Raw genomic sequence first — 24,240 nt, forward strand, 5'->3', positions numbered from 1 at the left:
ATTGTTGAACATAAGAAATCATTGAAAAAGACTGTATGCTTTGAGAAACGCACATACAGCCAATTTCCATCTACGTGTGAAGGACAGAAAGAGTAGTTTGACCTAGTTCTTAATTATAAGGTGCCCAGTACCAAAACTGCGGTTCACCTTTCCCTGCAGCCGTGGCTTGGGACCATTTTCTGGCATCTGCGTATCGTGTTGTAGTATCTTTTCCATCAACAGCTGCTGTGGATGAGTGATATTCGGTTCTGTGATAGTAGTTTGAGTGAGCCCATTTGTAACCATTGAAGTAGTTATTATGGTCTGTATAATAAACCCAACGGCTATTAGCCATGTTAACGGCTGCTCGTGGTTTACGTTTGCTGGTGCCCTGCTTCGTCACTAATTCGGTAAGAACTGGAGAAGAGGTGGCTGTAACATTATCATTATCATCTAATGCAACATAGCCACTATTTGGCGCTGTTTCCGGTAAATCAATTGTTGTTGCACTAACCAACGATGGTATTGCCGCTAATGACGCAAATAGTCCCATCACTAAGAACATCAAACCAATTTTTTTCATTTTAGGCCCCCTGCCTGTTACAAGACAAACACAACGGAAAATAGAAACAAGATATAAGGGAAACTACTCTGTGTAAAAACTGTACCAGGTTAGAGAACTCTTTACAACTCATAACGATAAAAAATCATCGGTTATTTGAATTTAGTATTATAAATTATTATTAAAGCTTCGTTCGACATTTTTAGTATTTTTTAGGGAAAACAGCAAATCGGGATTTCTTAATTAATATAAACCGACAATTTGTAAACTGCGTATAAAATCTTTAATGGTATTTAGCTACAGATAATTGCCGTAGACGCAATCTTTATAGGGGCATTTTCTTGTTGTTTCAAAACATAAATGCGGCAGAATCTAAGAATGAGCTCACCGTTTTTCTATATCGTGCTGGCCTCTTTTTTTAAGGGAGTTATTCTTCATTTAGCTAAAACTCCGCCTACTAATGGAAAAGAATGCAGATAAGTTGCTTACAATTAAATGACGGCATCTTGTTCTGTTCTCTTGGAAAACTTTGTAATGGTGCGGTTGTGGACACTGAACGAGACTTAACGAAAGACGTTATTCACCCATCTCATCCTGAAGAAATCCGTGCCCATTTTGAAATAGGGGATGATGAAGCGCTACTGATGGGAATTGCCTTGGGTTATCCGGCAGAGAGCAAGATCAATGAACTCAAAACCGATCGCCGCCCATTGGCTGATTTTCTGCAGGTCAAAGAATAATGTATTCACGGTAAAATAAGCTGAGTTGACCGTATATGTTACGAGAGCAGGCGTGTCTGGGACAATTTCCTGGACACGCTTTTTCTTGTCCAAAATTTCAACGAAGCAGTTTCCACAAACAATTGAACAAAAAGTTTCTGCGCAATACATTCCAGCAAAATACCGTCACAACAACCTTTTTCAATTAACCAACCCCAACGAACAATGTCGACCCTTATTAAATCAACCTTCACGCCACTTCATTGCGATCAGACAAGCCCTCACGTCACTCGCTAAACTACACCTATCGATATCGAAAGACATGAGGCGCCGGATTGGATGAAGGATGGCAGTAGCACAGAAGGGATTTTCGTTGTTTCTTGAGCACCAAGCCGTGGTTTACGGGGCATTAGCGAAGTTGGGCATTCGCCCGCATCATAGTGATTTTCAGGATTGGCGGGATGAAGGGATGTTGGTGTATCTCAACTATTTCAGCCGGTATCGCGATCCGTTAACGGACGAGGCTGCGATCACCAAGTTTAACAAGTTGGCGTGGCGGTTTGTTTTCCTCACGTTGATGCAACGGATGCAAAAAGTTCGGCATCGGCGGGAGCTGGAAGAGGCACCGGCCAATGCGGCGGTGTTGCAAACGACCACCGTAGCAACGGCACCCGCTAGCATGGAGCAGTCCGTAGCGTTGAAACTGCAGATGGAACAACTAGAAGCTGTTTTGACGCCGGTGGAACACAAAGTTTTGCAGTTGCGATTAGCTGGTATGGCTGATTCTTGCATTGCGAGACATTTGCAGGTGAGCCGGCAACGGGTTTTAAAAGTGCGCAAGCGAATACAGGCGAAATATCGGCAACTCGAATTGGAGGAATTTTTAAATGGATAAAGAATTATTAACGTATGTTTTGGACCAAGCAGTTGGTGTTGTCATTGCCGTGATTTTATTGACACGAATTGAGCGGCGACTCGATACCTTGATTACGAATATGGGCACTTTTATGGTCAAGCTTGAAGGCAATCACGAGAGATAGGAGAAAAACGATGGCGATTTTAATGGCAGATGTCAGCAGCTGGCAGCCGGATTCGGAAAGCTGGTTTCGTAAGTTGGCCGATTTTGGCGTCAAAGCGGTGGTGGTGAAGCTGACAGAAGGCACCACTTACCAGAATCCAAAGGCGGCCGCCCAATTAGCGGCGGGGCGCAAGATGGGGATGCAGGTGCATGCGTATCATTATGCGCATTATCGCAATAGTGCCGAAGCGGTTGCGGAAGGCCGGTTTTTCGGCTTGGCGGCGCGGTCGCTGGGGGTATCGACGCAAAGTGTGATGGCCGCCGATGTGGAAGCGCCGGAGTTAACCGGTGACCTGACCGGCATGACGAATGCGTTCATTCAAACGGTCAAGTCGCTGGGGTATCCCCACACGGATCTCTATACGATGGCCAATTGGATGAAGACCGGGCGTTTTGATCGAGTGGCGTTGATCCCTAAGAACTTATGGATCGCAAGTTATGGCGTTAATCAGCCGGGGATCGACAATGTGGGCACGTGGCAGTTCACCAACAACTTTCATGGGCTGGGCGTCGACATGAGTTATGATTTCTTCGGCCATTACACGACCCGACTTACGGGGCAACTCAACGGCGGCGTGGTTCGAGCGCCCACCGTTCGTTACCACACCGTGCAGGCAGGCGAAAGCTGGTGGGCGATCGCGCATCGGTACGGCCTGAACATGGACAACCTGGCTGCGTTGAATGGCAAAACTATCTACAGCGTGATTCATCCCGGTGATCAGTTGCGGTTGAATTAGATATAAGCAAAAAAGACAATCGTTGTTTTGGCACATAGCTAAATCAATGATTGTTTTTGGTTGTGCGAAAGTTCGAGTGAAAAGAATGCTTTAACTGCAAGCTTTTATAGACTGAAACGTGTTGCTGAAAACATTCATGAAAAAATTTTTTGCCAAAGTGTTGACACGGTGTCACCATCCGTGTAGACTACAGGATGTTAAGTAGTGACACGGTGTCACCAAGGAGGATAATGATGGTTTTATCAACGTTTGAACATTTAGATGAAAATAAACAACAACGCATTTTAGCTGCGCTGGTAACTGAATTTTCCAAGTACCCATTGGCGCAGGCGCAGGTCGCGCGGATCGTCAAGCAGGCTGACATCGCTCGTGGCGCGTTTTATAAATATTTCAGCGATTTGAAAGATGCGTATCAATACGCTTTTAAAGAAGTGATTGGGCGCTTGCACACGGGGATCGCTGGGCCGGAAATGCGACGCGATCCATATGCCGCTACGGTCGCTTTTCTGCAGGAAGCTGATGAAAGCCAGGATCGCGATTTTATCCGGCTGCACTTTACCAAGAATAGCGGCATGGTGACCGTCGGCGAACCGCCGATTGCTGCCAATGCGATCGAGTGGGCGGTCACAACATTGTGCCACAGTGCGATTTCGCAAGCGCTAGCCAATCCCGAGCAGGCGGACTTAATTTTGAAAAACTTGAAAGCAGCTCTTTTACAGCTGCACGTGAAGGAGTCGTGAGTCAATGTATCTCTCATTAAAAGAAATCTGGCATGAAAAATTACGCTACGGCTTGATCGTCGCGATGATGCTGTTGGTCACCTACCTAGTGTTTATTCTGAGTGCACTGGCCAACGGATTATCGCAACAAAACACGCAGGCGATTGACTCGTGGGACACGTCGCGGGTGGTGTTGGCAAAAGATTCGGACATCAATTTGAGCCAATCGTTGTTGACGTCTCAGCAAACCAAAGATCTCAACTTAGGCAAGTCGCAAGCTTACGTCGGGACGATCGGCGTGGTCGCGACCAGCAGCAAACATGACGAAATCCGCTCGACCATGATCGGGCTTGATTGGGATCAGTACATTGGTAAGGACATGAAACTAGTCAGCGGCCATCGAGCTAAAAGCGACCATCAAATTGTGGTGGATACGGAATTCAAGGATAAAGGCTATGCGCTTGGCGACAAAGTTAAGTTGAGTACGAAAGGCAAGCGCTATACGATTGTCGGTTTTACCGAAAACGCCAAAATGAGCGTTGCGCCGGTTGTATATGGCACCATGAATGCTTGGCGCACCTTGCATAATCTGCCAAACACCTTCACGGCTAGCGGCATTGTTTCCAAGTCGAATAACTTCAAAGTCAACACCAGCGATTTGAAGACATACTCGGCGAATACTTTTATCCAGAAACTGCCCGGTTATTCGGCCCAAAATAGTACCTTTACCTTTATGATCGGCTTCCTGTTTGTGATTTCGCTGATTGTCATCGCAGTGTTCCTCTACATTTTGACGATGCAAAAATTGCCAAACTACGCAGTACTGCGGGCGCAGGGCGTACCATCCCGGACACTGGTCATCACGACCATTGCGCAAGCCTTGATTTTGGTCACATTGGGCTTGGCCTTAGGGGGCGCGTTGACGGCTGTCACGGCACAGTTCATGCCAATGGGCGTCCCGATGATCTTCTCGCCTCAACTTAATGTTGCCATCGTCATCGGTATTCTGCTCACCGGTTTTCTCGGCTCGATCATTCCCATCCGGACCATCTTAAAAGTCGATCCTGTTACCGCCATTGGAGGTTGATGCTATGTCAGCAATCGAATTAAAACACATTATTAAAAATTTCAAGACCCCGACAAGCAACGTCGAAGTGCTCAAGGATGTCAATTTTAGCGCTGATTCTGGCAGCCTATCGTTAGTACTAGGTCCGTCCGGCTCAGGTAAAAGTACATTTTTAACTATTGCTGGCGGTATTCAAACGCCGACTGAAGGGGTCGTGACGACTGCCGGGAAGAATCTTGAACAGTTGTCCGGCAAGGCGCGTGATGCCTTGCGTCTAGACAACATCGGCTTTGTGCTTCAGTCTTACAACTTAGTCCCATATCTGACGGTCGGCGAACAGTTTAAGCTGGTCGATAAGATCAAGCCAAAAGGCAACCTCAGTCATGAGGCGCTGGAAGCATTATTAGACGATTTAGGAATTGCCAACTTGGTAAACCAATATCCGGCATCGCTGTCAGGCGGCCAAACGCAACGAGTTGCCATTGCCCGGGCGCTTTATCCGGATCCGGCCATCGTGCTCGCCGATGAACCGACCGCGGCTTTGGATAGTCCACGCGTTGCCATTGTCGGCCAGCTGTTAGCCGACCTCGCCCACAAACACAACAAGGCCATCGTTGTTGTCACCCACGACGTCCGGCTGGAACAGTTTGCCGATCGAAAGTTTACACTGCTCGATGGCCAGTTAAAAGAAGGCGCGCCGAAGTATGCTGCGTAAGTTTGCAGCGCTACATTGAGTCATACGAAAAAGGACCAAGCACAATTTGAAAAGTGCTTGGTCCTTTTTGCATGGCTGATGAAAGGCATTAGCCCCAATGCCTTTTGTCAAATAAACAATAGTCGATTAAAAGCGTGGTTCACCTAATGCATGTTGCGCAGCTAGGTTCAGCAGGCTCCATTGCCGGTCGAAACCTGGCTGGAAGAAGAAGTCGGCTTCGGCTAAATCCTCTAGGCTCAAGCCATGTTGAACGGCAAGCGCCAAGACATTGCCTTGCGCAGTGACGTCGTACGTTGATAAAACTGCACCACCTAGCAGTCGATGAGTTTGCGGATCAAAGACGAGATTGACGCAAACCGGTGGATTACCATTGCCTTCCGGTACATAGGCCGGGCGCAAAGTATCCGTATAAAACGAAGTGTCAACCTTAACCCCGGAGCGGCCGGCTGTGAACGTGTTCAGACCGGTAGCCGCAAAATGATAGTCGAAAACGCTCAACGCACTGGAGCCAACGACGCCGCCAAATGGACGCGCCGGATGTTCTGCAAAAATGTTGGCCGCCAGATAGCGTGCTTCACGCCGGGCAACCGTTGCCAGTGCAATCGGCACCTTTTGCTGGGCGGCAACCCCGTAAACCAGCGTTGCGTCGCCGATAGCGTAAACATCAGGTAAGTTGGTGCGCAGATATGGATCCGTGTTGATGAAGCCACGGTCGTCAAGGTCGACAGTACCTTTCAACCATTCCGTTGCCGGCTTAACCCCAGCAGCTTGAATGACCAGATCCGTCGCAACATCGCCCGCGTCGGTCTTCACGGCACTAACGGCACCGTCACCGGCGAAACTTTCGATTTTAACGCCGAGTTTAAGTTCAACGCCTTTATCGGTGAGTTCCTTGGCGATAATGTTAGTCATGTCAGGGTCGAGGTAAGTGCCCAATGGCCGATCAATGATATCCAGCAGTGTGACTTCCTTGCCCGCTTTCCGGCTGGCTTCGGCCGCTTCAATACCGATGTAACCGGCACCGATGATGGTAATATGTTTAACTGCCGGATCTTCCAGCTTGGCTTTGATTTTGGTTGCCCAGTCGTAACCGCGCATCAGGAAAATATTTTTCAAGTCGTTACCAGGCACCGGCAATGAATTCGGCCGCACGCCGGAACTCAGAATCAATTTATCATAAGGATAATCCTGTGCCGTGCCATTCTTCGTGTCGCGAACGGTCACGGTTTTGACATCAGCATTGATCGCCGTGACCTCATGATTGTTAAGGACATGGGCGCCGCGCTTGATCAAATCATCCGGGCGGAAGTTCCGCACGTCATTGACGTCCGTCACCTGGTCTTCCAGGAAAAGTTCCATCCCACATGACATAAAGGAAACAAAGTCACCCGCTTCAAACATGGTAATATCAGCATCCGGATATCGATGCAGTAACTCCAAAACGCTTTGATGACCACCATGTGATGCTCCAACAACAATAATCTTTGGTTTGTCCACAATAAATTCCTCCTCGTTATGTAGTAACCGCATTCAGCCTCGCGATTCCTTCTCTATATTAGAATAGTTACAATCTAACGTCAATGGCTGACTGCAATTAATTATCGTACAATTTTATTTTAGCTTTGCCTAAACCGAGTGTACCAAAAAAGTACTGCAAAGGGCAGTTATCTGTCTTGCTACAAGGAACTGGGGCGCAATGGCCAAAGAGTTTTAATGGGAGAACTGTTCTATTGTTGGCGAATGTGAGACTGGACTTTCTCGTTCTATAACGCGCTCACAGTCGCAGAAATCTACGTGTAAGGACCTTGACCGCAATGGCCAAAGCCCGGCCATCACGGTCAAGGCCACTTACACTCCGATTTCTAAGCGCTTCTGTTCGCGCTCACCAAAAAAGCGCTGCAAAAGGCAGTTATCTGCCTTGTCTACAGCACTTTTCCGCGATGATTTAGTTAACCAAGCCAAATTTAGATGATTTTGAAGTGCTTCAATGCCTGGACCACGCCATCTTCGTCATTGCTGGCAGTGATGTAATCAGCTTGGTCTTTGACGACGTCCTGACCATTGGCGACTGCAACGCTGGTGCCGGCAAAATCAAACATATCCAAATCATTATGTTCGTCGCCAAATGCGATCACGTTATCTGAATGCAAGCCCAGATACTGGGTCAGCTGTGCCAGCCCCCAACCCTTGTTGACGCCGCGGGGCATGACTTCCAACATGAACGGCATACTGCGAATGACGGTAAACCGATTGCCAAACTCGGCCTCAGCTTGCGGTTGGATTTTGGCAAGATTTTCCGGTTCACCCAGCAACAAGCCCTTAGCAATCACAAAATCGTCCGGCATTTCCTGAGGCTCACGCACCTTAATCCCGGCGTGGTTCTCCCACGCCTGCAAAACCGTATACTTGCTGATGTTACGATCAGCCGTATATACGTCGCCAGCAGGAGTGATCACGTTACTATCGATCCCGGCCGCCGAAACATGCGTCGCAAAAGTCGAAAAATCCTGATAATCCTGATGATTCAGAAACTTCTGGGCAATGATTTTGCCGTTGGTGCTCTGTACCACCCCACCGCCTTGAACAATGACATACTGATCGTCTCCGTGCAGCCCCAAAGCATCCAACGTGGTTCGAACGCCCGGCAATGGCCGCCCGGTGCACGGAACGATTTTAATTCCCTTAGCCTGCGCCGCCTTCAAACCACGAATGGTGGCGGACGACAACTGCTTGTGCGAGTCGAGGAGTGTGTCATCCAAATCGACTGCGATCAAGCGAAACATGGCAGTCACATCCCTTCTTGAAGTCAGCTTAGCATGGAAAGCGGGCGGCAACAATGTGGAAAATCAGAGATGATCTGAAACAAATATGTCGAGAGAATTTTTAAAAAACTGGAATAAATCGTTTACATTTTAAATGAAACCGAATACAATGAATGTATCAAAAGTTGGAACGTTCAAAATTTTAAATTCAGATTCACTTATATTAACATATTAAGCTTAATATACAGGTATCGGTTAAATTGCTGTTTTATATAGAACGTTCAAAAAACGGAGGAATAAGTTATGCCTATTGTACTTGCAAGAATTGACCAGCGATTAGTTCACGGAGTTACTGTCAATCAGTGGAATGCAGAGTTAAATCCTAAGCGTTACATGATTGTCGATAATCTGATTAGTCAGGATGAGACTATTAAAGCTAGTATGCGGATGAGTAAACCTTCAGGAACTGGTATGTCTATTATTGATGAGCAAAAAGCAATTACAAATTTTAACAACGGCAATTATGATCATCAGGTCGTCTTTCTTTTGGTCAAAGAACCGAAAATTCTGCTAAATCTTATTGCGGGCGGAGTCAAAATCCCGTCTGTCAACGTAGGCGTCATTTTTAAAGAGGATGGACGCACGCCGATTACTGAAAGGGTTGCATTGAATGATGAAGAACTAGCGGATCTTAAAGCATTGCAAGCTGAAGGCATTCCAGTACATTTTCAATATACCCCCGGTGAACCGGCTGTTAGTTTGAATGATGCTATCAAGGGAAAGATGTAATTAGGGGGAGCAAGAAATGCCAGAAATTCTGCAAAACATTTTAATCATCCTATTATCTGCGTATATGGCTTGGGATGGGGGTTCAGGTGGGCAATTAACCAATAACTGGCCAGTTACGATCGGATTTGTGATGGGAATCATCATGGGTGATATCAACACGGCTATGATCATCGCGGGGACACTTCAGTTGATGTCGCTTGGTGTTGCAGGTATCGGTGGAGCTTCCGTCCCCGAGTACGGCTTGGCAACGATTGTTTCAATCTTTATTGCTGTTCGAACAGGTGCTTCAACAGGAACAGCGATTGCGGTGGGATTACCAGTAGGGATGCTGACATTACAACTTGATTTAATCGTCAAATTTATTAATAATTTTTTTGCACATTTGTCACAGCGCTTTTTACACGAAAAGAAGTTCAAGAAGATGCAGTGGTCGTTTATTGCAAGCATCGGTATCTGGACTTTGAAATATGTAATTCCAGTTTCAATTGTCATTATGTTTGGTCCAACAGTTGTGAAGGACATTCTTGCAATCGTACCAAAATGGTTCACTGATGGTCTTTCAATTGCCGGTGGTATGTTGCCAGTAGTTGGGGTTGGGATGTTGTTACGGTACATGCCGACTAAGAAATACTTAACATTTTTGATCGCTGGTTTCGTTTTAGCCGCCTATTTAAAAATGCCAATTTTGGGTGTGGCATTGTTGGGCGCCGCCGCCGCTTATATGATCTACCAAAATCAGGTCAGGAATTTTAATAAAGAAAACGCTGTCCAAGCAGTTGGTTCGCATGACACGCAAGGAGATGATTACGATGAATAGTAAGGTAGAACCTAAGCAAATATTGACTGCTAAAGAGCGTAAGTCAATGTATCGCCGATGGATTTTCACTGCGGGACTAGGTTATAACTTTGAAACACAACAAGCACCTTCAGTCGCATTCTCGATGGCTAAGGCTTTACGCAAGATTTATCCTAACGACGACGACTATATTGCAGCAATGGACAATCATTACAAGTACTTCAATATAACACCCCAAATGGGAAATGTTGTTCTTGGTGCTACGTTAGCGATGGAAGAAAAAGATGGTATTAAAGCTATTGATGCTGTGCAATCTTTAAAAACTTCACTTATGGGGCCTTTGTCAGGTGTGGGAGATTCTGTTTTTTGGATTTTGTTTCCGACAGTAATGGGCTCAATTGCAGGATACATGGCCTTACAGGGAAATCCAACTGGTGCGATCATTTGGATGCTGTTATACGTCCTGATCTATTTTCTTAAGATGTGGTTATTCAAGTTAGGGTATGATTCTGGTACTAAGCTGATTACGACTTTGGGGTCGCGCATTAGTGCCTTTACAGATGCAGTTTCTGTCATGGGACTTGCCGTTATCGGCACGTTGATTGCTACAGTCGTTAAAGTTTATACACCACTAACTTTTCAAACGGGAAAAGTCAAATTGGGATTGCAGACGGGCATCTTTGACAAAATTATGCCAGGCTTATTGCCAGTTTGCCTCGCCGGATTGGTTTATTGGCTTCTGGGAAAGAAATCATGGACACCAACACGCATCATTTTGGCAGTGATCGTGTTTTCCTTGGTCGGAGCAGCATTCGGCTTCCTAGGTATTGCACCAACAAAGTGAGTTAACGGAGGGATTACTTTTGAAACGAACAATCATCATTGCATCGCATGTTACCCTAGCTAAAGGCATGGCAGAGACCCTAAGATTCTTCTCAGGTGAAATAACAAATGTCCAAGTATTAACAGCATATGTTGACAATCAATCCATTGATGCTGCCGTGAACGAGATTTTTGACGAGGCTGCATCTGATGATGAGGTGATTGTGTTAACCGACCTTAAAGCCGGATCCGTTAACCAGAAATTTTTTAAATACATTCAGCGGCCGCATACGCAACTCGTAACAGGAATGAATTTGGCACTTGCTATGGGTGTTGTTATGGAACCAAGCACACATTATCTGACGGCGGAACGAATGGAGACACTTGTTGATCAAGCAAAAGCTGATTTAACTTATATGAATGCCATTAGCTTGAACGGAGATGAAGATGATGAGTGATTGGTGGAAAAAGAGTACAGTTTATCAGGTTTATCCCCAGAGCTTTAAAGATAGTAATGGCGATGGCATTGGAGATCTTCCTGGTATTACGGAAAAGATGAGTTATCTTCAACAACTTGGTATTAACGCGATTTGGCTGAACCCTATTTATCAATCACCATTAGTTGATAATGGTTATGACATTTCAGACTATTATAAAATCAATCCCATTTACGGAACAATGGATGATTTTAAGACTATGTTAGAAGCTGCACATGAACATGGTATTAAATTGATCATGGATTTGGTGGTGAACCACACCTCAGATCAGCATCATTGGTTTAAAGAATCAAAGAAGAGTCGTGATAATCCGTTTAGTGATTATTATATTTGGCGTGACCCCAAGCCGGATGGATCCGCGCCTAATAATTGGGGGGCGTCTTTTGGAGGCTCAGCATGGGAGTATGTACCTGAACGAGGTCAATATTATCTTCATCTTTATGCCCCCCAACAGCCAGATCTAAATTGGGAAAATCCTAACATGCGCCAGAAAATATATGCCATGATGCGCTTTTGGTTCGATATGGGAGTTAATGGCTTTCGAATGGATACTATTAATCTTCTATCCAAAGATCAAAGCTTTCCAGATGCACCACTGATGCCAAATAGCCAGTATGGGACGGCTTATGCTGGTTCTGCAAATGGCCCGCGAATTCATGAATTCTTACAGGAGATGAATCGTGAGGTTCTAAGTAAGTATGACGTCATGACGGTTGGTGAGACACCACATACTACTGCTGATGAAGCGGCTTTATATGTTGATCCGAAACGACATGAATTAAACATGGTCTTTCAATTTGAACACATGCATGTTGATTATGGCGAATTTGGTCGATATTCTACTGTTCGGTTTAAATTAAGTGATTTGCGTGCGTCAATGGCACATTGGCAAACGTCATTAACTAATCGAGGGTGGAACTCTTTATTCTTAAATAATCATGATCAGCCGCGAATGGTGTCACGCTTTGGAGATGATCAGCAGTTCCGGGTGCAATCTGCTAAGATGCTTGCAATCATTTTACACTTGCAACAAGGAACACCCTTTGTCTTTCAAGGAGAAGAGCTGGGCATGACAAATGTCAAATTCAATTCGATTGAACAATTCCGAGACCTTGAAGCAAAGAATAATTTCCATAGCTTACTCTCCAAAGGACTGTCAGAGGGTGAAGTCATGAAAATGATTCGCCATAAATCGCGCGATAATTCCAGAACGCCCATGCAGTGGAACACTTCTGTCAATGCCGGATTTACGACAGGAACGCCTTGGATCGAAACGAACCCAAACTATGGCACAATTAATGCCGCTAGCGAAATTGAGGATCAGGACTCAGTCTTTAATTTTTACAAAGGGCTTATTTCGTTAAGGTCAAAATACGACATCATAACTGACGGACGGTTTGATCTTATTAATCCGAATGATTCTGCAATCTTTGGCTTCACTCGAAAACTTGGCAACCAAATTCTTGTGGTGCTTGGATCGTTCATGAATGCTAAAGTTAAAGCTGAATTACCTGATGAACTAGCAACAGGTGATGCAAAACTGCTAATTGGAAACTATGGTACGCCAGCTAAGTTAGCTACAAGGATGTATCTCAAGCCGTATGAAGGAGTGGCATACTTAATTAATCATGGCTAATATGAATGACGTAGCGCGTGAGGCAAACGTTTCTCGCGGAACAGTATCTAACTATCTTAATAAAAATAAAGTACGGCCTGAAGCGGCAAGGCGGATTGAAGCGGCGATTTCAAAACTGCATTATGTGCGAAATGCAACTGCTCGTGAGTTACGGACACAGAGGTCAAATTACGTTGTTTTCATTGTTCCAACAGTGTGGACACCATTTTTTGCTGAATTAACATACGATATCCAGGCTGCGTTGCAGGCACTTGAATACAAAATGATCCTTTGCATCTCGAATAGCAATTACGATGAGGAAAAAGAGTATGTTGATATGGCTAACGAACAAAAGGTTGCGGGAATCATTTCGATTTCGTACTCACAATTAAACGACTATGTGGATCCACACATGCCGTTGGTGTCAATAGAAAAGGAACCGACTGGACACTTTCCGTTAGTCTCATCTGATAACTATGCTGGTGGACGAATGGCAGCTGAAGAACTCGATCAGCGTGGATGCAAAAGGTTGATTTTTATTGGGTCTAAGCACCTTGCCTCTGACGCTATGAAGGCTCGCCAAGCGGGATTTACTGATTATTGTCAGGAACTTCATTGCAATTTCTCAATTTATCATTTTGCATCTGGGCGTCATATTCAAGATTTTCGTAACGAAGCCCGTGACCTGTTGCAGCAGTTGCGCAATGGGGCAGACGCAAAGAACATAGGGATTGCGACTTCTACTGATGAGTACGCCTTAGAGATCTTCAGAATTGCCGAAGATATGAAGATGTCAGTTCCAGAGCATTTTCAATTGATAGGTTTTGATGGCGGAAAGATCTCCGCAAATGATCAGCCATTTCTCTCGTCAATTCGTCAACCCGTTAAACAAATTGCTGACGCTGCGGTGGCAGAGTTCAATAAGCTGGCGGAGAACAAAACTTCAGTTGAAGTACCGCGTATCATGTTGCCTGTTAGTTTTTATGAAGGCAAAACAACAAAACGCATAGTTTCCAACCAATGAAAAAGGCTCACTCAAACCTGATGCAGCGAAGAGTGAGTCTTTTTGCTGTCCACTTGCTTTTTAGGGTTGGAAATAATCAGCTAATCCGTTTACTTTTATAGACTTTGGGCAGGCCACAAGCTGTATCCTAATAAAGCTGGAGCTCAATTACTAACTGATCAAACCTCCCCATGTCGACCAACATCCAACAGACGGATTGTTGCAGCCTCAGTTCGGTAGATTAACAACCAGTTACCCTTAATAAACAGCGCACGATCGGCTTTGCGTTTCTTAATAACATGATCGTCATATTTTTCCGGCAATGGTTGGCCGGTACGTAGATATTCCAATACTTGTAGGTAGTCTGCTTGCGTGAATCGGCCGGCCTGGAGTAAGTGCTTGAGATGTTTTTTAAAGCGCGATTGTTCGATGATCTGGCGTGTGGGCATTTGTGAGGTGCTTCTTTCGTTTTCTTAAGCGTAACGCTAAGAAAATACGAGGGGAACCTCTTTTTTTAAATTCTAGTGACCACTAAAACGTCTATTACAACTGGCTTCAAAGAACCTTCCACAATAATACGAAGCATAATGTAATCGCATTCATTTGCTACCCGTGCTAACTTAAACGTCGAGGGGGGAAGACATGAATAAACGACAAGTCGACTTGTTTAATTACCTTTGCGGTGCAAAAGACTATGTACCCGCGAAAGTTCTCGCTCAACAGTATCAGGTTTCTAGCAAGACCATTTACAAAGATATCGATGACATCACTGAAGCTGTTTCTGAATCTAACATTCAGATTCAGAAGAAGCCCCGTGCCGGAATCAAAGTCAGTGGTAAAGACAAAGATAAAGTTAAAGCTATGAACATCATAGCAAATTTACAAGAGAGACAGTCTGATGAAATTGGAACATCGCCAGCTGAACGAAGAGCAGTAATGGTTAAAGCTATTCTGCTTCAAGGTCGGCAACAGACTTTAAAGCAGTTGTCTGAGCATTGGTTAGTGAGCAAAACTTCTATCTTGAATGACATTGCATGGATTAATGACATAATTGCCATTAATAGTCCCGGAATTGAGTCCGACGGTATTTCTCTTGAATTTAAGGGTAATGAGGAACAACGTCAAACGGCAGTTACAACATTTGTAGTTGATAATACAGATGTCAAGCTGCTGAGTTCTGACAACTATTTGAAACAGTTCTTCGATCCTAAGGTGATCCGAACGCTGAGTGATTATTTCGTTAAAAATCAAACGGAATGGTTTGAGAATGTCCCAGCGTATTACCGATTCGCCTTACAAATCCTTACACTAGTTCAAACAGCAAGAGCGGCCTTGGGTCATCATATTCAGCTTAGGAGTAGTCAAAATGATTATGAAACCTCCCTTTCTGGAGATTCAGCAGAAGTCGCAACCAATTTGTTCAAAGCCATTTCAAAACAATTACAGATCACTTTTACACAAGGCGACTTAGATTGGTTGGCGCGTAATCTTTCGGCCTATCGAATCGGCCCAATTGCAAACGGTATAAGTGCTCAGTGGGAAGCAACGGTTCAAGAAATGATTACTCGGATGGAATCGTTACAGGAGGTTAAGATCCCAGGGCGTAAATTATTAAGGCATCAGCTTATGTTTCATTTGCCAGCAATGGTTTTACGCCTTCAGAAAGGGTTGATCGTGCGAAACCCCTTATTAGGAGATATTAAATCGCAGTACCCAGAACTTTTTGGAATGACATGGTACGCTATGTCATTCTTGGAGGATCGCTATCGTATCGAGCTCAATGATGACGAAGTTTCTTTTGTGACGATCTATTTCCACATTGCGATTAATCAAGTTATAACAAGTCGAAATGTTTTGATTGTTTTTAATCAACACGGAGAGCTGAGAGATTATGTAAAATCGCAAATCCGAATGTTACTGCCTCAAAACACAAAGTACACGACTGCGAGCTTGGGATCTTTTTCCCAGATTGATTTGACTCGAATTGGGCTGATCGTTGGCGTGAACCTAAAGAGTTTGATCACATCAGTTCCGTTTGTAGGGATTTCACCACTTTTTGATGCAAATGACCAAACAAAATTGATGAAGGCGTATGCGGATGCCCTTGTTAAACCCCAGAGCAGTCAGGGTACAGTTCATTTTCCAATTTTACGAAGAAGCATTGACCCCGCTTTAGTCTTCTGGAAAGAAAGAATGCCAAATAAACAAGATGCATTAAATTTTTTGGTTGATCGATTAGAGGCAGCCGGTAAGGTTAACACCGAATTCCGGTCTTCAATTTTTCGACGAGAGCGTCTTGGAACAACGGAGTTAGACAGCGGGGCAGCATTACCTCATGCAGTCCCAAATACAGTAAAGTCGCTGGGGATTGCGTTCTTGATATTGAAAAAGCCTGTGCACTGGAATTCGATTCCTGTTTCGATTGTTGTTTTAGCGTGTGTACCAGAGGCACAGGTGAATATTTACAGGGATTTAGTAATGGATATATACAGACTCGTTCAGAATAGACAGATGGTTCAAATGATTGTTGGATTGAACAATACCGATCAATTCTTGGATTTAATTAATCAGTGAAGTGAAGGAGAAAGTTAGATGTTTTTTGACGAAGAAATTATGACACTGCATTCTGATGCGTCTGATGCAACGGCAATCATGACAAAATTAGCGCAACAGTTAAGGGCAAAAAATATGGTAACAGACCAATTTTTACCGCACGTTTTAGCTCGCGAGAAAGAATATCCAACTGGATTGGCAACGGGTTCTATAGGAGTGGCGATTCCCCACACTGATTCGATTTACGTTAATAAGTCTCAAATTGCATTTGCTTCATTGACTAAACCAGTTACTTTTCGAAGCATGGTAGATTTAAACCAGACTATTAAAGTTTCAATGGTTTTCATGATTGCGATGAGTACGCCTCATGAACAAACAGATTTGTTAAGTAACCTGATGAACATGTTTCAAAATCAAAATGTGCTTTACAAACTGAATCAAAGTGATACAAAAAAACAAGTTATTACTATTTTGAATTCGAATAATATTCTTTGAATTTTTCTAAAGGGGGAAGCAAAAAATGATTGCAGAAGCTATACATTGGTTTATTAATCTGGGATCAACCGTCTTTATTCCTGTCATTATATTTGTTTTAGGATTATGCGTACGGCTGAAGCCTTCAAAAGCTTTTATTTCCGGCATTACTATCGGAATAGGCTTTATCGGCTTGAATTTGGTTGTCAATTTGTTACAGACTTCACTAGGGCCTGCTATCAAGCTGATGGTTTCTCGCTATGGTCTTAGTTTAAGTATTATCGATTTGGGCTCTGGACCCGGAGGCCCGTTAGCTTTTTCGTCGACCTTAGGTGTATTAGTTATCCCAATAGCTTTTGGCTCGAATTTACTGCTAATTTGGATGGGTATGACAAAGACACTCAATATTGATGTATGGAACCTGTGGCAACCAACCTTTATTGGTTTACTAGTTTGGGGGGTCACAGGTAACTATCTTTACGGCATTCTAGCAATGATTCCGGCTTTCTTGATGCAACTATTCTTAGCTGATTTGACTCAGCCGATGACAAGTAAATTCTTTGGGCTACCAGGAATCTCAATCACTCACTTAATGGCCTTGTCACCAGTATTATTAGCCTGGCCGCTCAACTGGTTATTCGATCGGATCCCTGGGTTTAAAAAAATTGATGCGAGTCCAGAAACGATTCAAAAACGTTTTGGTATTCTGGGGGAACCAATTGTGATCGGTCTTATCATTGGGATCGGAATTGGCATCCTAGCTGGTTACGACGTCACAAAGACTTCTCAGTTAGCAATGGAAATGGCTGCGGTCCTGAAGTTGCTGCCAAAAATGATTTCTATGTTCATGGAGAGCTTAACGCCAATCGCTGAAGCAACACAAGCTTTCACAGAAAAGCATTTACATGGGAAGATTGTCAACATCGGAATGGATGCGGCTTTGACGGTCGGTCATCCCTCAGTAGCTGCCACCAGTTTCTTAATGATTCCCGTTGCATTATTCCTAGCGGTTATATTACCTGGAAATAAGGTTTTACCTTTTGGCGATTTACCATTATTTGTCTTTGTCTTTACCATTCTCGTTGCGGCGTTTAAAGGTAATATTATCCGGTCATTAATCGGTGGTGCTATTTATACGATTCCGATGTTGTATTTGTCAACTTGGTTGGCACCACTGGTCACGAAGGCATTCAAGTTAGCCAATTATAATATCGGCAATAAAGGTACAGTATCGTTCGTCTCGGCTGGTTTGTGGCCGAATGCTTTAATGGTTTGGATGTCGCAGCACTTTAGCATCTTTGGAATCGGTACAATCACGGTCATTATGTTGGGACTTTTGTATTACCTTAATGTTGTGAAGAAATATAACTCTACAGAAAAGGAAGTTAACTAATCATGAAGAAAATGTTAATTATGTGCGGAGCAGGACATGCTACTTCGACGGTTGTACGAGCTAAAATGGAAGATTGGTTGAAAACACAGGGATTAGAGAATCAAGTAACCATCAAACAATCTGCAGTTGGTGATGAGATTGATAATATCGAAAATAATCGATATGACATTGTTGTTAGTACGACCGTTGTGCCAAACAACATCAAGCCGAAAGTAATTAACGGCGTAGCTCTGTTAACTGGTATCGGTGCAGATAAAGTTTATAACGAAGTCAAAAAAGAAATTGAAGAATAGGAGGCACAATCTTGAGTACTGTTTTTCGGGATATTAAATTAAAAACTGTTCAAGGACGTCCCTCATATCACCGGATTACGGACCAAGTTATTGACGTGGTTGAAAATGGTGGAATTAAGAATGGTATTTGTTTAGTACAGACAGCTCACACGACATGTTCCATTTATTTTGATGAGTACATGCACGATACGAATTACTACGGTGATGATTATCTGACAGTTGATATTGATAATCTCTTAGAGCGAATTGTACCAAGGCAAAGAACCGAGAATTTTCCTTACTTGAGTCCTGGACCAAAACACATTTCCTACGGTATGGAGAAAAATGATCCAGATTATCCAGCGGAGAAGTGGAGTATGTTGAACACGGACGCTCATATTCGGGCAGATCTGCTTGGGTCCAGTGTTACTCTAGGCGTTCGAAATGGACATTTAATGAACGGATCGGTTGGCTCTATCTATTTTGTAGACTTTGACCAGACGAGAGAACGTAATCGTACAGTTAACGTTGTTGTGGTGGGAGACAAAGAATAATGGTGAGAGATGAGAATCAAGTTCGTTCGTTATTCCGGGTTGAAGGTCAGGAAATACAGAAATTAGCATCTTCGATTGATACCGTGCAAGTTGATGCTTTGATTAGGTTAATTGCTGAACAACGAGGCAATATTTTTCTGACAGGTTGCGGAACATCTGCCATGGTTGCTCAAAAGGCGGTGCATACGCTTAGAGTTGTAAATATCCCTGCATTCTTTCTAAATCCATCAGACGCCGTCCACGGCGCACTAGGCGCTGTGACCTCTAGCGACATGGTCATCTTCATATCTAAGGGAGGTAACACCAAGGAACTGATATCATTTTTGCCTAACCTCAGAGAGAAACAGGTTGAGATTATTTCAGTGACAGAAGACCAGCGATCTACTTTAGGACAAGATGCTGATTTAGTCGTATCAATTAAAGTAAGTCGTGAATTAGATGAATTCGATATGCTTGCTACGATTAGCTCTATGGCCGTGATTGCACTGTTTGATGTTGTAGCGGTAGAGCTGATGCAAGAGGAACATTTCACTGAGAAACAGTTCCTTGTCAATCATCCATCAGGAGCAGTAGGAGAAAAGCTGAGGGAGGATACTCATGGATAAACAAATCTTGCCATCCATTCTTGATATTACCCCGGATAACTTGATGGGCATGTTGGATACTTTTAAACAAGCTGGTATTAAAACATTACATGTTGACGTAATGGACTCGCACTATGTTCCCAGCTTGGGTCTAAATGATCGCTTGATCAAGTGGCTTCATACACGCACTCTGTTTAATTTGGATATCCATTTGATGGTGTCTAATCCTGAACCGGTCAGTAAATTAGTCATCGCAGCAGGCGCAGATGCTGTTACTTTTCACATAAACAGCATTGCGGACAGCTTTAATCTTGTGAAACTAATTCAAAATAAAGGAGTTGAAGCAGGAATTGCGCTTAATCCTGGAGATTCTCCAGAACAACTAATCGAATTATTACCAATCTTGGATCGAGTCCTTGTGATGACGATTAGTCCCGGCCGACATTTTAATGGTTTCTTGTCAGAAATGCAGCAAAAGGTGCGATGGCTGACTAAATACCGTACTGATCATGATAGTCATTTTTTAATTGAGGTAGATGGTGGTATCACTCCCGAGACAATAGAGGCGGTGATAAGCGCTGGAGCAGATCAGTTTGTTTCTGGTGGATATCTAGTTAAGGCGAGCAATCCTAAGGCTAACATTGAGACGTTAAAAGGAAGAATCAAAGCCCATGATAAAGATTAACGAAGCAAAGAAAATTGTTCTGTCTGAGATGAATCAGCCTGTAGTTGATGAGGCAAAGTTCGATGAACTTCTGATAAAACTGGGGCGCGCTGCAAACATCTTCGTAGTTGGTCACGGACGATCCGGCTTAGTAGCCAAAATGTTTGCGAACCGGTTATTGCAACTGGGTCTGTCTGTGCACGCGATAGATGAAATTACTTGTCCACCAGTCAAGAAAACTGATCTATTGTTGATTCTTTCTGGCTCTGGCAGTTCTCTAGCGCTAGTTGACGCAGCCGAGATCGCTCTTAATGAAAAGGCCGAAGTTGCGCTCATCACTGCCGAAGATGTATCTCGTTTAACTGCAGTGATTAAGACTGTCGTCGTTCTTCGGGCGGATACAAAACATTCAATTCATAAAGTTTCGAAACAACCGATGGGAGCCATGTTCGAGCAAAGTAGTTTTCTACTTTTAGAGGCATGTGTATTGTGCCTACAAGAACGTCTAGCTAGAGACGAAGTCTTTATGGAAAAACATCACGCAAACATTGAATGACCTCATTTAGGTTTTCCGGTTAAATTAACTAACATCTTCGACTCACACTGCTGAAAGCGTTTCTTCATGAGCTTTAACAAGAACATGAGCTACAATTGCTAAGAATTTAAAGTAATTGTTTGCAAAATGCATGATCCGCTACTAAGATAAAGCCATCAGATCAGCAATGTAACCGTTGCCAAACCATGACTCTGAGTTCAAATCAATGTCTATAAGGTCTAGGTGAGAGGGTGATGCTTTATGGCAGTTGACGAAAAACAAGCGCTCATCGCAAAGATGCTGAAGCTTCAACACCTTTTCGAGCCGCAAACGGACGAGATATCCCAAGAAGTTGTTGTCAAAATCAAGCAAGTTGTCGATCGGTTGGCTAAGAAAGGGATACAAGGAGCCAACATTGAACCCGAAGTGCATCCGGTCAGCATTTTTATTAGGGACCAAATGCTGGATCATCATTATCAGATCACGGCTGAGCAACGCGATGCGCTTTTTGATATGGAGGAAGCGGCGCAGGAGATTGCTAAGAAGTTCTTCATCAGCTTTCCAGGCATCAGTGGGTCCCCGTAGTTGCAAGGTATCGGGAAACATTTATCCAAACAAACACACAAGTGGCATCACCTCATGTCGATTCATGAGGTGGTGCCACTTGTGTGTTTTAAGAAATAGTATGTATCAGTCTGCTTAAACAAAAACGCTTTTTCGTTTCAAATATGATACAGACCAAGCTCCGCCAGATCTTTTTTTAATGAGTTAACAAATTCCACGCAGTCGCCCGCTTTTAAAGCTTGCAGGGAACTATCAATCAATTGGTCACCTTCTGTTCGTCGGCCTGTTTGAGTCAGTAATATTCCCTTGTAGTAGTTTAGCAATACCCGTTCTAGTAGAAAGGATTCCGGCAGCTTCTTTTGTTCGAGAATCGCTAACGTTTTTAGGGCATGCTGAGTTTCTCCATGCCGGATGAGTAACGCGATCGTATTCAGCAGCACATTGATGCAGGTCTCGTAAACGCTGGTGAGACCGATGTAGATGGAACATTTATCTAACAGGGTTTGTGAAAAGACGGTGATGGTTTCGATTGGCAGTTGAGTCATGGTGTTGCCGTACAGAACCAATTCAAAGTTGCCCCAATCTTCACACTGAAATAAATAGTTGGTGAGCACATTTAGATGGACTTTATCAGATAACGGCTTCTTTTCTGCCTCTGCGCGAACGCATTCGGCCATGATCCAGTTTAATTGGTCAAAAATTGAATGCGAGTTTTGCCAACGCACATATTCACGATCCGCCAAACGCTTGAGGCCCGCAAAGTCATTGTTTAGCGCAGATTGTGTTAGATCTGTCGCGAATTTGTTGTCGTATAAAGGCTCAAAGTGATTCATGACAACCGTGAATTCGAATGGCGTGATATAAAGCTTTTTAAGCAAATGAAAAAATCGTTTCGTTGAGAGATCAGATGTCCCGTTTTCAAATTTGGAGATCATCCCTTTAGACACAACATCATCAGCTAAAGAGCTAAGGGTGATGCCGCGCGATTCTCTTAAATATTTAAATGTTGCCCCAAAGTTTTCGATGATGAACCGCTCCCCTGTTTCATATTTTAAACGTATCGGTTATCAGTCATTTTAGCGACTATCGTGTGAAGTATCAATAAACGATAGAAGATGTAGATACGTTGAAGCATAGGAAAAGGGGAACTAGCATGAAAACTTATTTAAAGCACGAACGTGGACGCACAGGGATTAACATTATTTGGATTGTGGTGAACGTCCTTTTATACACAGGTACTTCGGTTCTTTTAACTTTCACAACGAATGCGATCTTTTCTAGAGATATGCGCGCTTTGTTGGTGTGGTCGGCGATTAATTTCTCGGTTTGGGGAGCCTTTCTGCTCAGCAATTATTTTCAGGTGGTTTTTCAAGAGAAACTGACTCAGCGGATTATGGTGGATATCCGGGACACCATCTCGAGAAAAATTGTCGGTAGCTCATACGCGCAGTACCACAACAAAACGACCGGTGAGTATCTTTCCGAATATGTCAATGATGTGGGCAACATTGAAAGTAATGCGATTAAGAAGTTCTTCACGCTGCTTTCCGATGGCACAACCGTTGTTTTTTCAACCGTTGCGCTGGCTGCGTATCACCTGCTGTTTATCCCGGCGATCCTTCTCTTGTCGGTGTTGATGCTTAGAGTGCCTTCGCGGTTAAGTCGACCGATGATCTCGGCGACGAAAACAATGTCGGAGGGTAACGCAGCCTTTTCAAATCAAGTCACCAACGTGCTTAATGGCTTCGATGTTTTGTTTAATGCTAGTAAATTAGATAAGCTTCATGACTTGATTAAGTCTGCCGCAAAAAAGTACGCCGCGGTTAAGGTGGCTTACACGAAGACCAATGCGCGCGTTTCGAATTTAATCGCAGCGTTGAGCATTTTCTGTCAGGTGATGGTCGATATCATGACCAGTATCCTTGCGATTCTTGGCGCCATTCCACTTGGGGCGATTAGTTCAACCGGCAGTATTGCCGCCAGCATTTTTAACTCACTGTCGAGCCTAAGCAATGACACTGTGCAAATTAAGGCGACTTATCCCTTGTTTGACAAGGTTAGCGCGGGTGCTTCAAAGAAATTGCCATCTGCGGAAAAAACGCCAGCACCTGTTTTTCACTATGCTCTGAGGGTTGTTGATCTTAGCTACACGATTGGCGGGAAAAAGATTTTCAGTCATTTGAATCTCACGTTTGCTCGCGGTGGCAAGTATGCGATTATTGGCCGCAGTGGGGTGGGCAAAAGTACTTTGCTGAAAATTCTGGACGGACAGATTACCAATTATACAGGCCATGTTTATATCGATAACAAGGACTTACGAACCATGAGCATGGCGGAGTTAACCAAGGTTTCGCAGTACGTTGATCAAAATGTTTATTTATTTAATGATTCAGTGGCAAACAATACATCATTGTGGGAAAACCAGTCGCAGTCTAAGCACCGTTTACAAGAAGCATTTTCAAAGGCAAAAGTCGATTTTGTTAAGTTCCCGGATCAAATCATTCAGGAAAATGGTCAGAATTTATCAGGTGGCCAGAAGCAACGCCTGGCTTTGGCAAGATTCTTTTATGCACCAAAACCCATTGCCTTTGTTGATGAAGGGACGTCGGCGTTAGATGCTAAAACGGCTAGACTTGTCACTGAGGAGTTCTTGAAGGATCCTGATATGACGCTGATTGAAGTGAGTCACCATCTCGATCATGAGCTAAGAGGTGCGTATGATCAGGTAATCGATTTAGGCGCATAGAATAATACTGATGGGCTTATATATTTTAGGAGACAGTAAGAA

27 protein-coding genes and 1 pseudogene are annotated in these 24,240 nt (G+C 43.8%); 23 read left to right on the forward strand and 5 right to left on the reverse strand.

Annotation, left to right across the window (positions count from 1 at the left end; translation table 11 throughout):
* Positions 1 to 109 precede the first annotated feature (109 nt).
* The gene (locus LACZS1_RS02280) at positions 110 to 562 is read right to left on the reverse strand and encodes a lactococcin 972 family bacteriocin (RefSeq protein WP_010492900.1); all 453 of its coding nucleotides are present in this window, start codon (positions 560 to 562) and stop codon (positions 110 to 112) included.
* Positions 563 to 1,131: 569 nt separating this feature from the next.
* Here LACZS1_RS02280 and LACZS1_RS02285 point away from each other — a divergent pair.
* From LACZS1_RS02285 to LACZS1_RS02315, 7 genes and pseudogenes are all read left to right on the forward strand, one after another.
* Positions 1,132 to 1,281 (forward strand): annotated as a pseudogene (locus LACZS1_RS02285) (nitroreductase); the annotation flags it as partial.
* 325 nt (positions 1,282 to 1,606) lie between these two features.
* Complete coding sequence (locus LACZS1_RS02290; RefSeq protein WP_070650696.1) at positions 1,607 to 2,155, forward strand: RNA polymerase subunit sigma-24; 549 nt, start codon at positions 1,607 to 1,609, stop codon at positions 2,153 to 2,155.
* Positions 2,148 to 2,300, forward strand: coding sequence for a YvrJ family protein (locus LACZS1_RS02295; RefSeq protein ID WP_070650698.1), 153 nt, complete (start codon positions 2,148 to 2,150; stop codon positions 2,298 to 2,300). The genes LACZS1_RS02290 and LACZS1_RS02295 overlap by 8 nt, the downstream gene beginning before the upstream one ends.
* Before the next feature lie 10 nt (positions 2,301 to 2,310).
* A complete protein-coding gene (locus tag LACZS1_RS02300; protein ID WP_070650700.1) occupies positions 2,311 to 3,075 on the forward strand; it encodes a GH25 family lysozyme in 765 nt (254 codons plus the stop codon).
* 233 nt (positions 3,076 to 3,308) lie between these two features.
* A complete protein-coding gene (locus LACZS1_RS02305) occupies positions 3,309 to 3,815 on the forward strand; it encodes a TetR/AcrR family transcriptional regulator (RefSeq protein WP_070650701.1) in 507 nt (168 codons plus the stop codon).
* 4 nt (positions 3,816 to 3,819) lie between these two features.
* Complete coding sequence (locus LACZS1_RS02310; protein ID WP_070650702.1) at positions 3,820 to 4,881, forward strand: ABC transporter permease; 1,062 nt, start codon at positions 3,820 to 3,822, stop codon at positions 4,879 to 4,881.
* Between the two features lie 4 nt (positions 4,882 to 4,885).
* Positions 4,886 to 5,575 carry an ABC transporter ATP-binding protein gene (locus tag LACZS1_RS02315; protein WP_010492914.1) on the forward strand — a complete coding sequence of 230 codons (690 nt, stop codon included), beginning with the start codon at positions 4,886 to 4,888 and terminating at the stop codon, positions 5,573 to 5,575.
* Positions 5,576 to 5,701: 126 nt separating this feature from the next.
* On the opposite strand, the gene LACZS1_RS02320 is transcribed toward LACZS1_RS02315, so the two are convergent.
* Entirely contained in the window at positions 5,702 to 7,072 is a 1,371-nt protein-coding gene (locus tag LACZS1_RS02320; protein WP_010492916.1) for an FAD-dependent oxidoreductase, read from the reverse strand.
* A gap of 467 nt (positions 7,073 to 7,539) precedes the next feature.
* Positions 7,540 to 8,358, reverse strand: a complete 819-nt coding sequence (locus tag LACZS1_RS02325) for a Cof-type HAD-IIB family hydrolase (protein WP_070650705.1) — start codon at positions 8,356 to 8,358, stop codon at positions 7,540 to 7,542.
* Between the two features lie 282 nt (positions 8,359 to 8,640).
* Here LACZS1_RS02325 and LACZS1_RS02330 point away from each other — a divergent pair, with 282 nt between their 5' ends.
* The 6 genes from LACZS1_RS02330 to LACZS1_RS02355 are packed head-to-tail and all read left to right on the forward strand — an operon-like array spanning position 8,641 to position 13,880.
* Positions 8,641 to 9,126 (forward strand): PTS sugar transporter subunit IIB, encoded by a 486-nt coding sequence (locus tag LACZS1_RS02330; protein WP_070650707.1) that lies wholly within the window; start codon positions 8,641 to 8,643, stop codon positions 9,124 to 9,126.
* 16 nt (positions 9,127 to 9,142) lie between these two features.
* Positions 9,143 to 9,943 carry a PTS mannose/fructose/sorbose/N-acetylgalactosamine transporter subunit IIC gene (locus tag LACZS1_RS02335; RefSeq protein WP_070650709.1) on the forward strand — a complete coding sequence of 267 codons (801 nt, stop codon included), beginning with the start codon at positions 9,143 to 9,145 and terminating at the stop codon, positions 9,941 to 9,943.
* Positions 9,936 to 10,766 (forward strand): PTS system mannose/fructose/sorbose family transporter subunit IID, encoded by an 831-nt coding sequence (locus LACZS1_RS02340; RefSeq protein WP_070650711.1) that lies wholly within the window; start codon positions 9,936 to 9,938, stop codon positions 10,764 to 10,766. Before LACZS1_RS02335 ends, LACZS1_RS02340 begins: the two co-directional genes overlap by 8 nt.
* 19 nt (positions 10,767 to 10,785) lie before the next feature.
* Entirely contained in the window at positions 10,786 to 11,202 is a 417-nt protein-coding gene (locus LACZS1_RS02345) for a PTS sugar transporter subunit IIA (RefSeq protein ID WP_070650712.1), read from the forward strand.
* A complete protein-coding gene (locus tag LACZS1_RS02350) occupies positions 11,195 to 12,877 on the forward strand; it encodes a glycoside hydrolase family 13 protein (RefSeq protein ID WP_083311577.1) in 1,683 nt (560 codons plus the stop codon). Before LACZS1_RS02345 ends, LACZS1_RS02350 begins: the two co-directional genes overlap by 8 nt.
* Complete coding sequence (locus LACZS1_RS02355; RefSeq protein ID WP_070650716.1) at positions 12,870 to 13,880, forward strand: LacI family DNA-binding transcriptional regulator; 1,011 nt, start codon at positions 12,870 to 12,872, stop codon at positions 13,878 to 13,880. The genes LACZS1_RS02350 and LACZS1_RS02355 overlap by 8 nt, the downstream gene beginning before the upstream one ends.
* 158 nt (positions 13,881 to 14,038) lie before the next feature.
* On the opposite strand, the gene LACZS1_RS02360 is transcribed toward LACZS1_RS02355, so the two are convergent.
* Positions 14,039 to 14,308, reverse strand: coding sequence for a type II toxin-antitoxin system RelE/ParE family toxin (locus tag LACZS1_RS02360; RefSeq protein WP_070650718.1), 270 nt, complete (start codon positions 14,306 to 14,308; stop codon positions 14,039 to 14,041).
* 193 nt (positions 14,309 to 14,501) lie between these two features.
* Here LACZS1_RS02360 and LACZS1_RS02365 point away from each other — a divergent pair, with 193 nt between their 5' ends.
* The 9 genes from LACZS1_RS02365 (at position 14,502) to LACZS1_RS02405 (ending at position 21,473) form a co-directional block, all read left to right on the forward strand.
* On the forward strand, positions 14,502 to 16,433 hold the full coding sequence (locus LACZS1_RS02365) for a BglG family transcription antiterminator (protein WP_070650720.1): 1,932 nt from the start codon (positions 14,502 to 14,504) through the stop codon (positions 16,431 to 16,433).
* A gap of 18 nt (positions 16,434 to 16,451) precedes the next feature.
* A complete protein-coding gene (locus LACZS1_RS02370; RefSeq protein WP_070650722.1) occupies positions 16,452 to 16,907 on the forward strand; it encodes a PTS sugar transporter subunit IIA in 456 nt (151 codons plus the stop codon).
* A 25-nt stretch (positions 16,908 to 16,932) separates the two neighbouring features.
* Positions 16,933 to 18,279, forward strand: coding sequence for a PTS galactitol transporter subunit IIC (locus tag LACZS1_RS02375; RefSeq protein ID WP_274804281.1), 1,347 nt, complete (start codon positions 16,933 to 16,935; stop codon positions 18,277 to 18,279).
* Between the two features lie 2 nt (positions 18,280 to 18,281).
* Positions 18,282 to 18,572, forward strand: coding sequence for a PTS sugar transporter subunit IIB (locus LACZS1_RS02380; RefSeq protein WP_010492928.1), 291 nt, complete (start codon positions 18,282 to 18,284; stop codon positions 18,570 to 18,572).
* 11 nt (positions 18,573 to 18,583) lie between these two features.
* Positions 18,584 to 19,105, forward strand: a complete 522-nt coding sequence (locus LACZS1_RS02385) for a YjbQ family protein (RefSeq protein WP_047107683.1) — start codon at positions 18,584 to 18,586, stop codon at positions 19,103 to 19,105.
* Positions 19,105 to 19,710 carry a KpsF/GutQ family sugar-phosphate isomerase gene (locus LACZS1_RS02390; protein ID WP_010492930.1) on the forward strand — a complete coding sequence of 202 codons (606 nt, stop codon included), beginning with the start codon at positions 19,105 to 19,107 and terminating at the stop codon, positions 19,708 to 19,710. Before LACZS1_RS02385 ends, LACZS1_RS02390 begins: the two co-directional genes overlap by 1 nt.
* Positions 19,703 to 20,374, forward strand: a complete 672-nt coding sequence (locus tag LACZS1_RS02395; protein WP_010492931.1) for a ribulose-phosphate 3-epimerase — start codon at positions 19,703 to 19,705, stop codon at positions 20,372 to 20,374. The genes LACZS1_RS02390 and LACZS1_RS02395 overlap by 8 nt, the downstream gene beginning before the upstream one ends.
* The gene (locus LACZS1_RS02400; protein WP_010492934.1) at positions 20,361 to 20,909 is read left to right on the forward strand and encodes an SIS domain-containing protein; all 549 of its coding nucleotides are present in this window, start codon (positions 20,361 to 20,363) and stop codon (positions 20,907 to 20,909) included. The genes LACZS1_RS02395 and LACZS1_RS02400 overlap by 14 nt, the downstream gene beginning before the upstream one ends.
* Positions 20,910 to 21,149: 240 nt before the next feature.
* Entirely contained in the window at positions 21,150 to 21,473 is a 324-nt protein-coding gene (locus tag LACZS1_RS02405) for a hypothetical protein (protein WP_070650726.1), read from the forward strand.
* A gap of 137 nt (positions 21,474 to 21,610) precedes the next feature.
* Here LACZS1_RS02405 and LACZS1_RS02410 read toward each other — a convergent pair whose 3' ends face one another.
* Positions 21,611 to 22,477 carry an Rgg/GadR/MutR family transcriptional regulator gene (locus LACZS1_RS02410; protein WP_070650728.1) on the reverse strand — a complete coding sequence of 289 codons (867 nt, stop codon included), beginning with the start codon at positions 22,475 to 22,477 and terminating at the stop codon, positions 21,611 to 21,613.
* Positions 22,478 to 22,605: 128 nt separating this feature from the next.
* On the opposite strand from LACZS1_RS02410, the gene LACZS1_RS02415 reads away from it, so the two are divergent.
* Entirely contained in the window at positions 22,606 to 24,198 is a 1,593-nt protein-coding gene (locus LACZS1_RS02415) for an ATP-binding cassette domain-containing protein (protein WP_070650730.1), read from the forward strand.
* Positions 24,199 to 24,240 lie beyond the last annotated feature (42 nt).

Origin of the sequence: Lacticaseibacillus zeae subsp. silagei (genome assembly GCF_030770335.1) — a bacterium.
GTDB lineage: Bacteria > Bacillota > Bacilli > Lactobacillales > Lactobacillaceae > Lacticaseibacillus > Lacticaseibacillus zeae.

Excerpts from the sequence above, each read along its gene's own strand:
- LACZS1_RS02280 (WP_010492900.1), bottom strand. The coding sequence starts at position 562 with ATGAAAAAAATTGGTTTGATGTTCTTAGTGATGGGACTATTTGCGTCA.
- LACZS1_RS02290 (WP_070650696.1), top strand. The coding sequence starts at position 1,607 with ATGGCAGTAGCACAGAAGGGATTTTCGTTGTTTCTTGAGCACCAAGCC.
- LACZS1_RS02295 (WP_070650698.1), top strand. The coding sequence starts at position 2,148 with ATGGATAAAGAATTATTAACGTATGTTTTGGACCAAGCAGTTGGTGTT.
- LACZS1_RS02300 (WP_070650700.1), top strand. The coding sequence starts at position 2,311 with ATGGCGATTTTAATGGCAGATGTCAGCAGCTGGCAGCCGGATTCGGAA.
- LACZS1_RS02305 (WP_070650701.1), top strand. The coding sequence starts at position 3,309 with ATGGTTTTATCAACGTTTGAACATTTAGATGAAAATAAACAACAACGC.
- LACZS1_RS02310 (WP_070650702.1), top strand. The coding sequence starts at position 3,820 with ATGTATCTCTCATTAAAAGAAATCTGGCATGAAAAATTACGCTACGGC.
- LACZS1_RS02315 (WP_010492914.1), top strand. The coding sequence starts at position 4,886 with ATGTCAGCAATCGAATTAAAACACATTATTAAAAATTTCAAGACCCCG.
- LACZS1_RS02325 (WP_070650705.1), bottom strand. The coding sequence starts at position 8,358 with ATGTTTCGCTTGATCGCAGTCGATTTGGATGACACACTCCTCGACTCG.
- LACZS1_RS02330 (WP_070650707.1), top strand. The coding sequence starts at position 8,641 with ATGCCTATTGTACTTGCAAGAATTGACCAGCGATTAGTTCACGGAGTT.
- LACZS1_RS02335 (WP_070650709.1), top strand. The coding sequence starts at position 9,143 with ATGCCAGAAATTCTGCAAAACATTTTAATCATCCTATTATCTGCGTAT.
- LACZS1_RS02340 (WP_070650711.1), top strand. The coding sequence starts at position 9,936 with ATGAATAGTAAGGTAGAACCTAAGCAAATATTGACTGCTAAAGAGCGT.
- LACZS1_RS02350 (WP_083311577.1), top strand. The coding sequence starts at position 11,195 with ATGAGTGATTGGTGGAAAAAGAGTACAGTTTATCAGGTTTATCCCCAG.
- LACZS1_RS02355 (WP_070650716.1), top strand. The coding sequence starts at position 12,870 with ATGGCTAATATGAATGACGTAGCGCGTGAGGCAAACGTTTCTCGCGGA.
- LACZS1_RS02360 (WP_070650718.1), bottom strand. The coding sequence starts at position 14,308 with ATGCCCACACGCCAGATCATCGAACAATCGCGCTTTAAAAAACATCTC.
- LACZS1_RS02365 (WP_070650720.1), top strand. The coding sequence starts at position 14,502 with ATGAATAAACGACAAGTCGACTTGTTTAATTACCTTTGCGGTGCAAAA.
- LACZS1_RS02370 (WP_070650722.1), top strand. The coding sequence starts at position 16,452 with ATGTTTTTTGACGAAGAAATTATGACACTGCATTCTGATGCGTCTGAT.
- LACZS1_RS02375 (WP_274804281.1), top strand. The coding sequence starts at position 16,933 with ATGATTGCAGAAGCTATACATTGGTTTATTAATCTGGGATCAACCGTC.
- LACZS1_RS02380 (WP_010492928.1), top strand. The coding sequence starts at position 18,282 with ATGAAGAAAATGTTAATTATGTGCGGAGCAGGACATGCTACTTCGACG.
- LACZS1_RS02390 (WP_010492930.1), top strand. The coding sequence starts at position 19,105 with ATGGTGAGAGATGAGAATCAAGTTCGTTCGTTATTCCGGGTTGAAGGT.
- LACZS1_RS02395 (WP_010492931.1), top strand. The coding sequence starts at position 19,703 with ATGGATAAACAAATCTTGCCATCCATTCTTGATATTACCCCGGATAAC.
- LACZS1_RS02400 (WP_010492934.1), top strand. The coding sequence starts at position 20,361 with ATGATAAAGATTAACGAAGCAAAGAAAATTGTTCTGTCTGAGATGAAT.
- LACZS1_RS02405 (WP_070650726.1), top strand. The coding sequence starts at position 21,150 with ATGGCAGTTGACGAAAAACAAGCGCTCATCGCAAAGATGCTGAAGCTT.
- LACZS1_RS02415 (WP_070650730.1), top strand. The coding sequence starts at position 22,606 with ATGAAAACTTATTTAAAGCACGAACGTGGACGCACAGGGATTAACATT.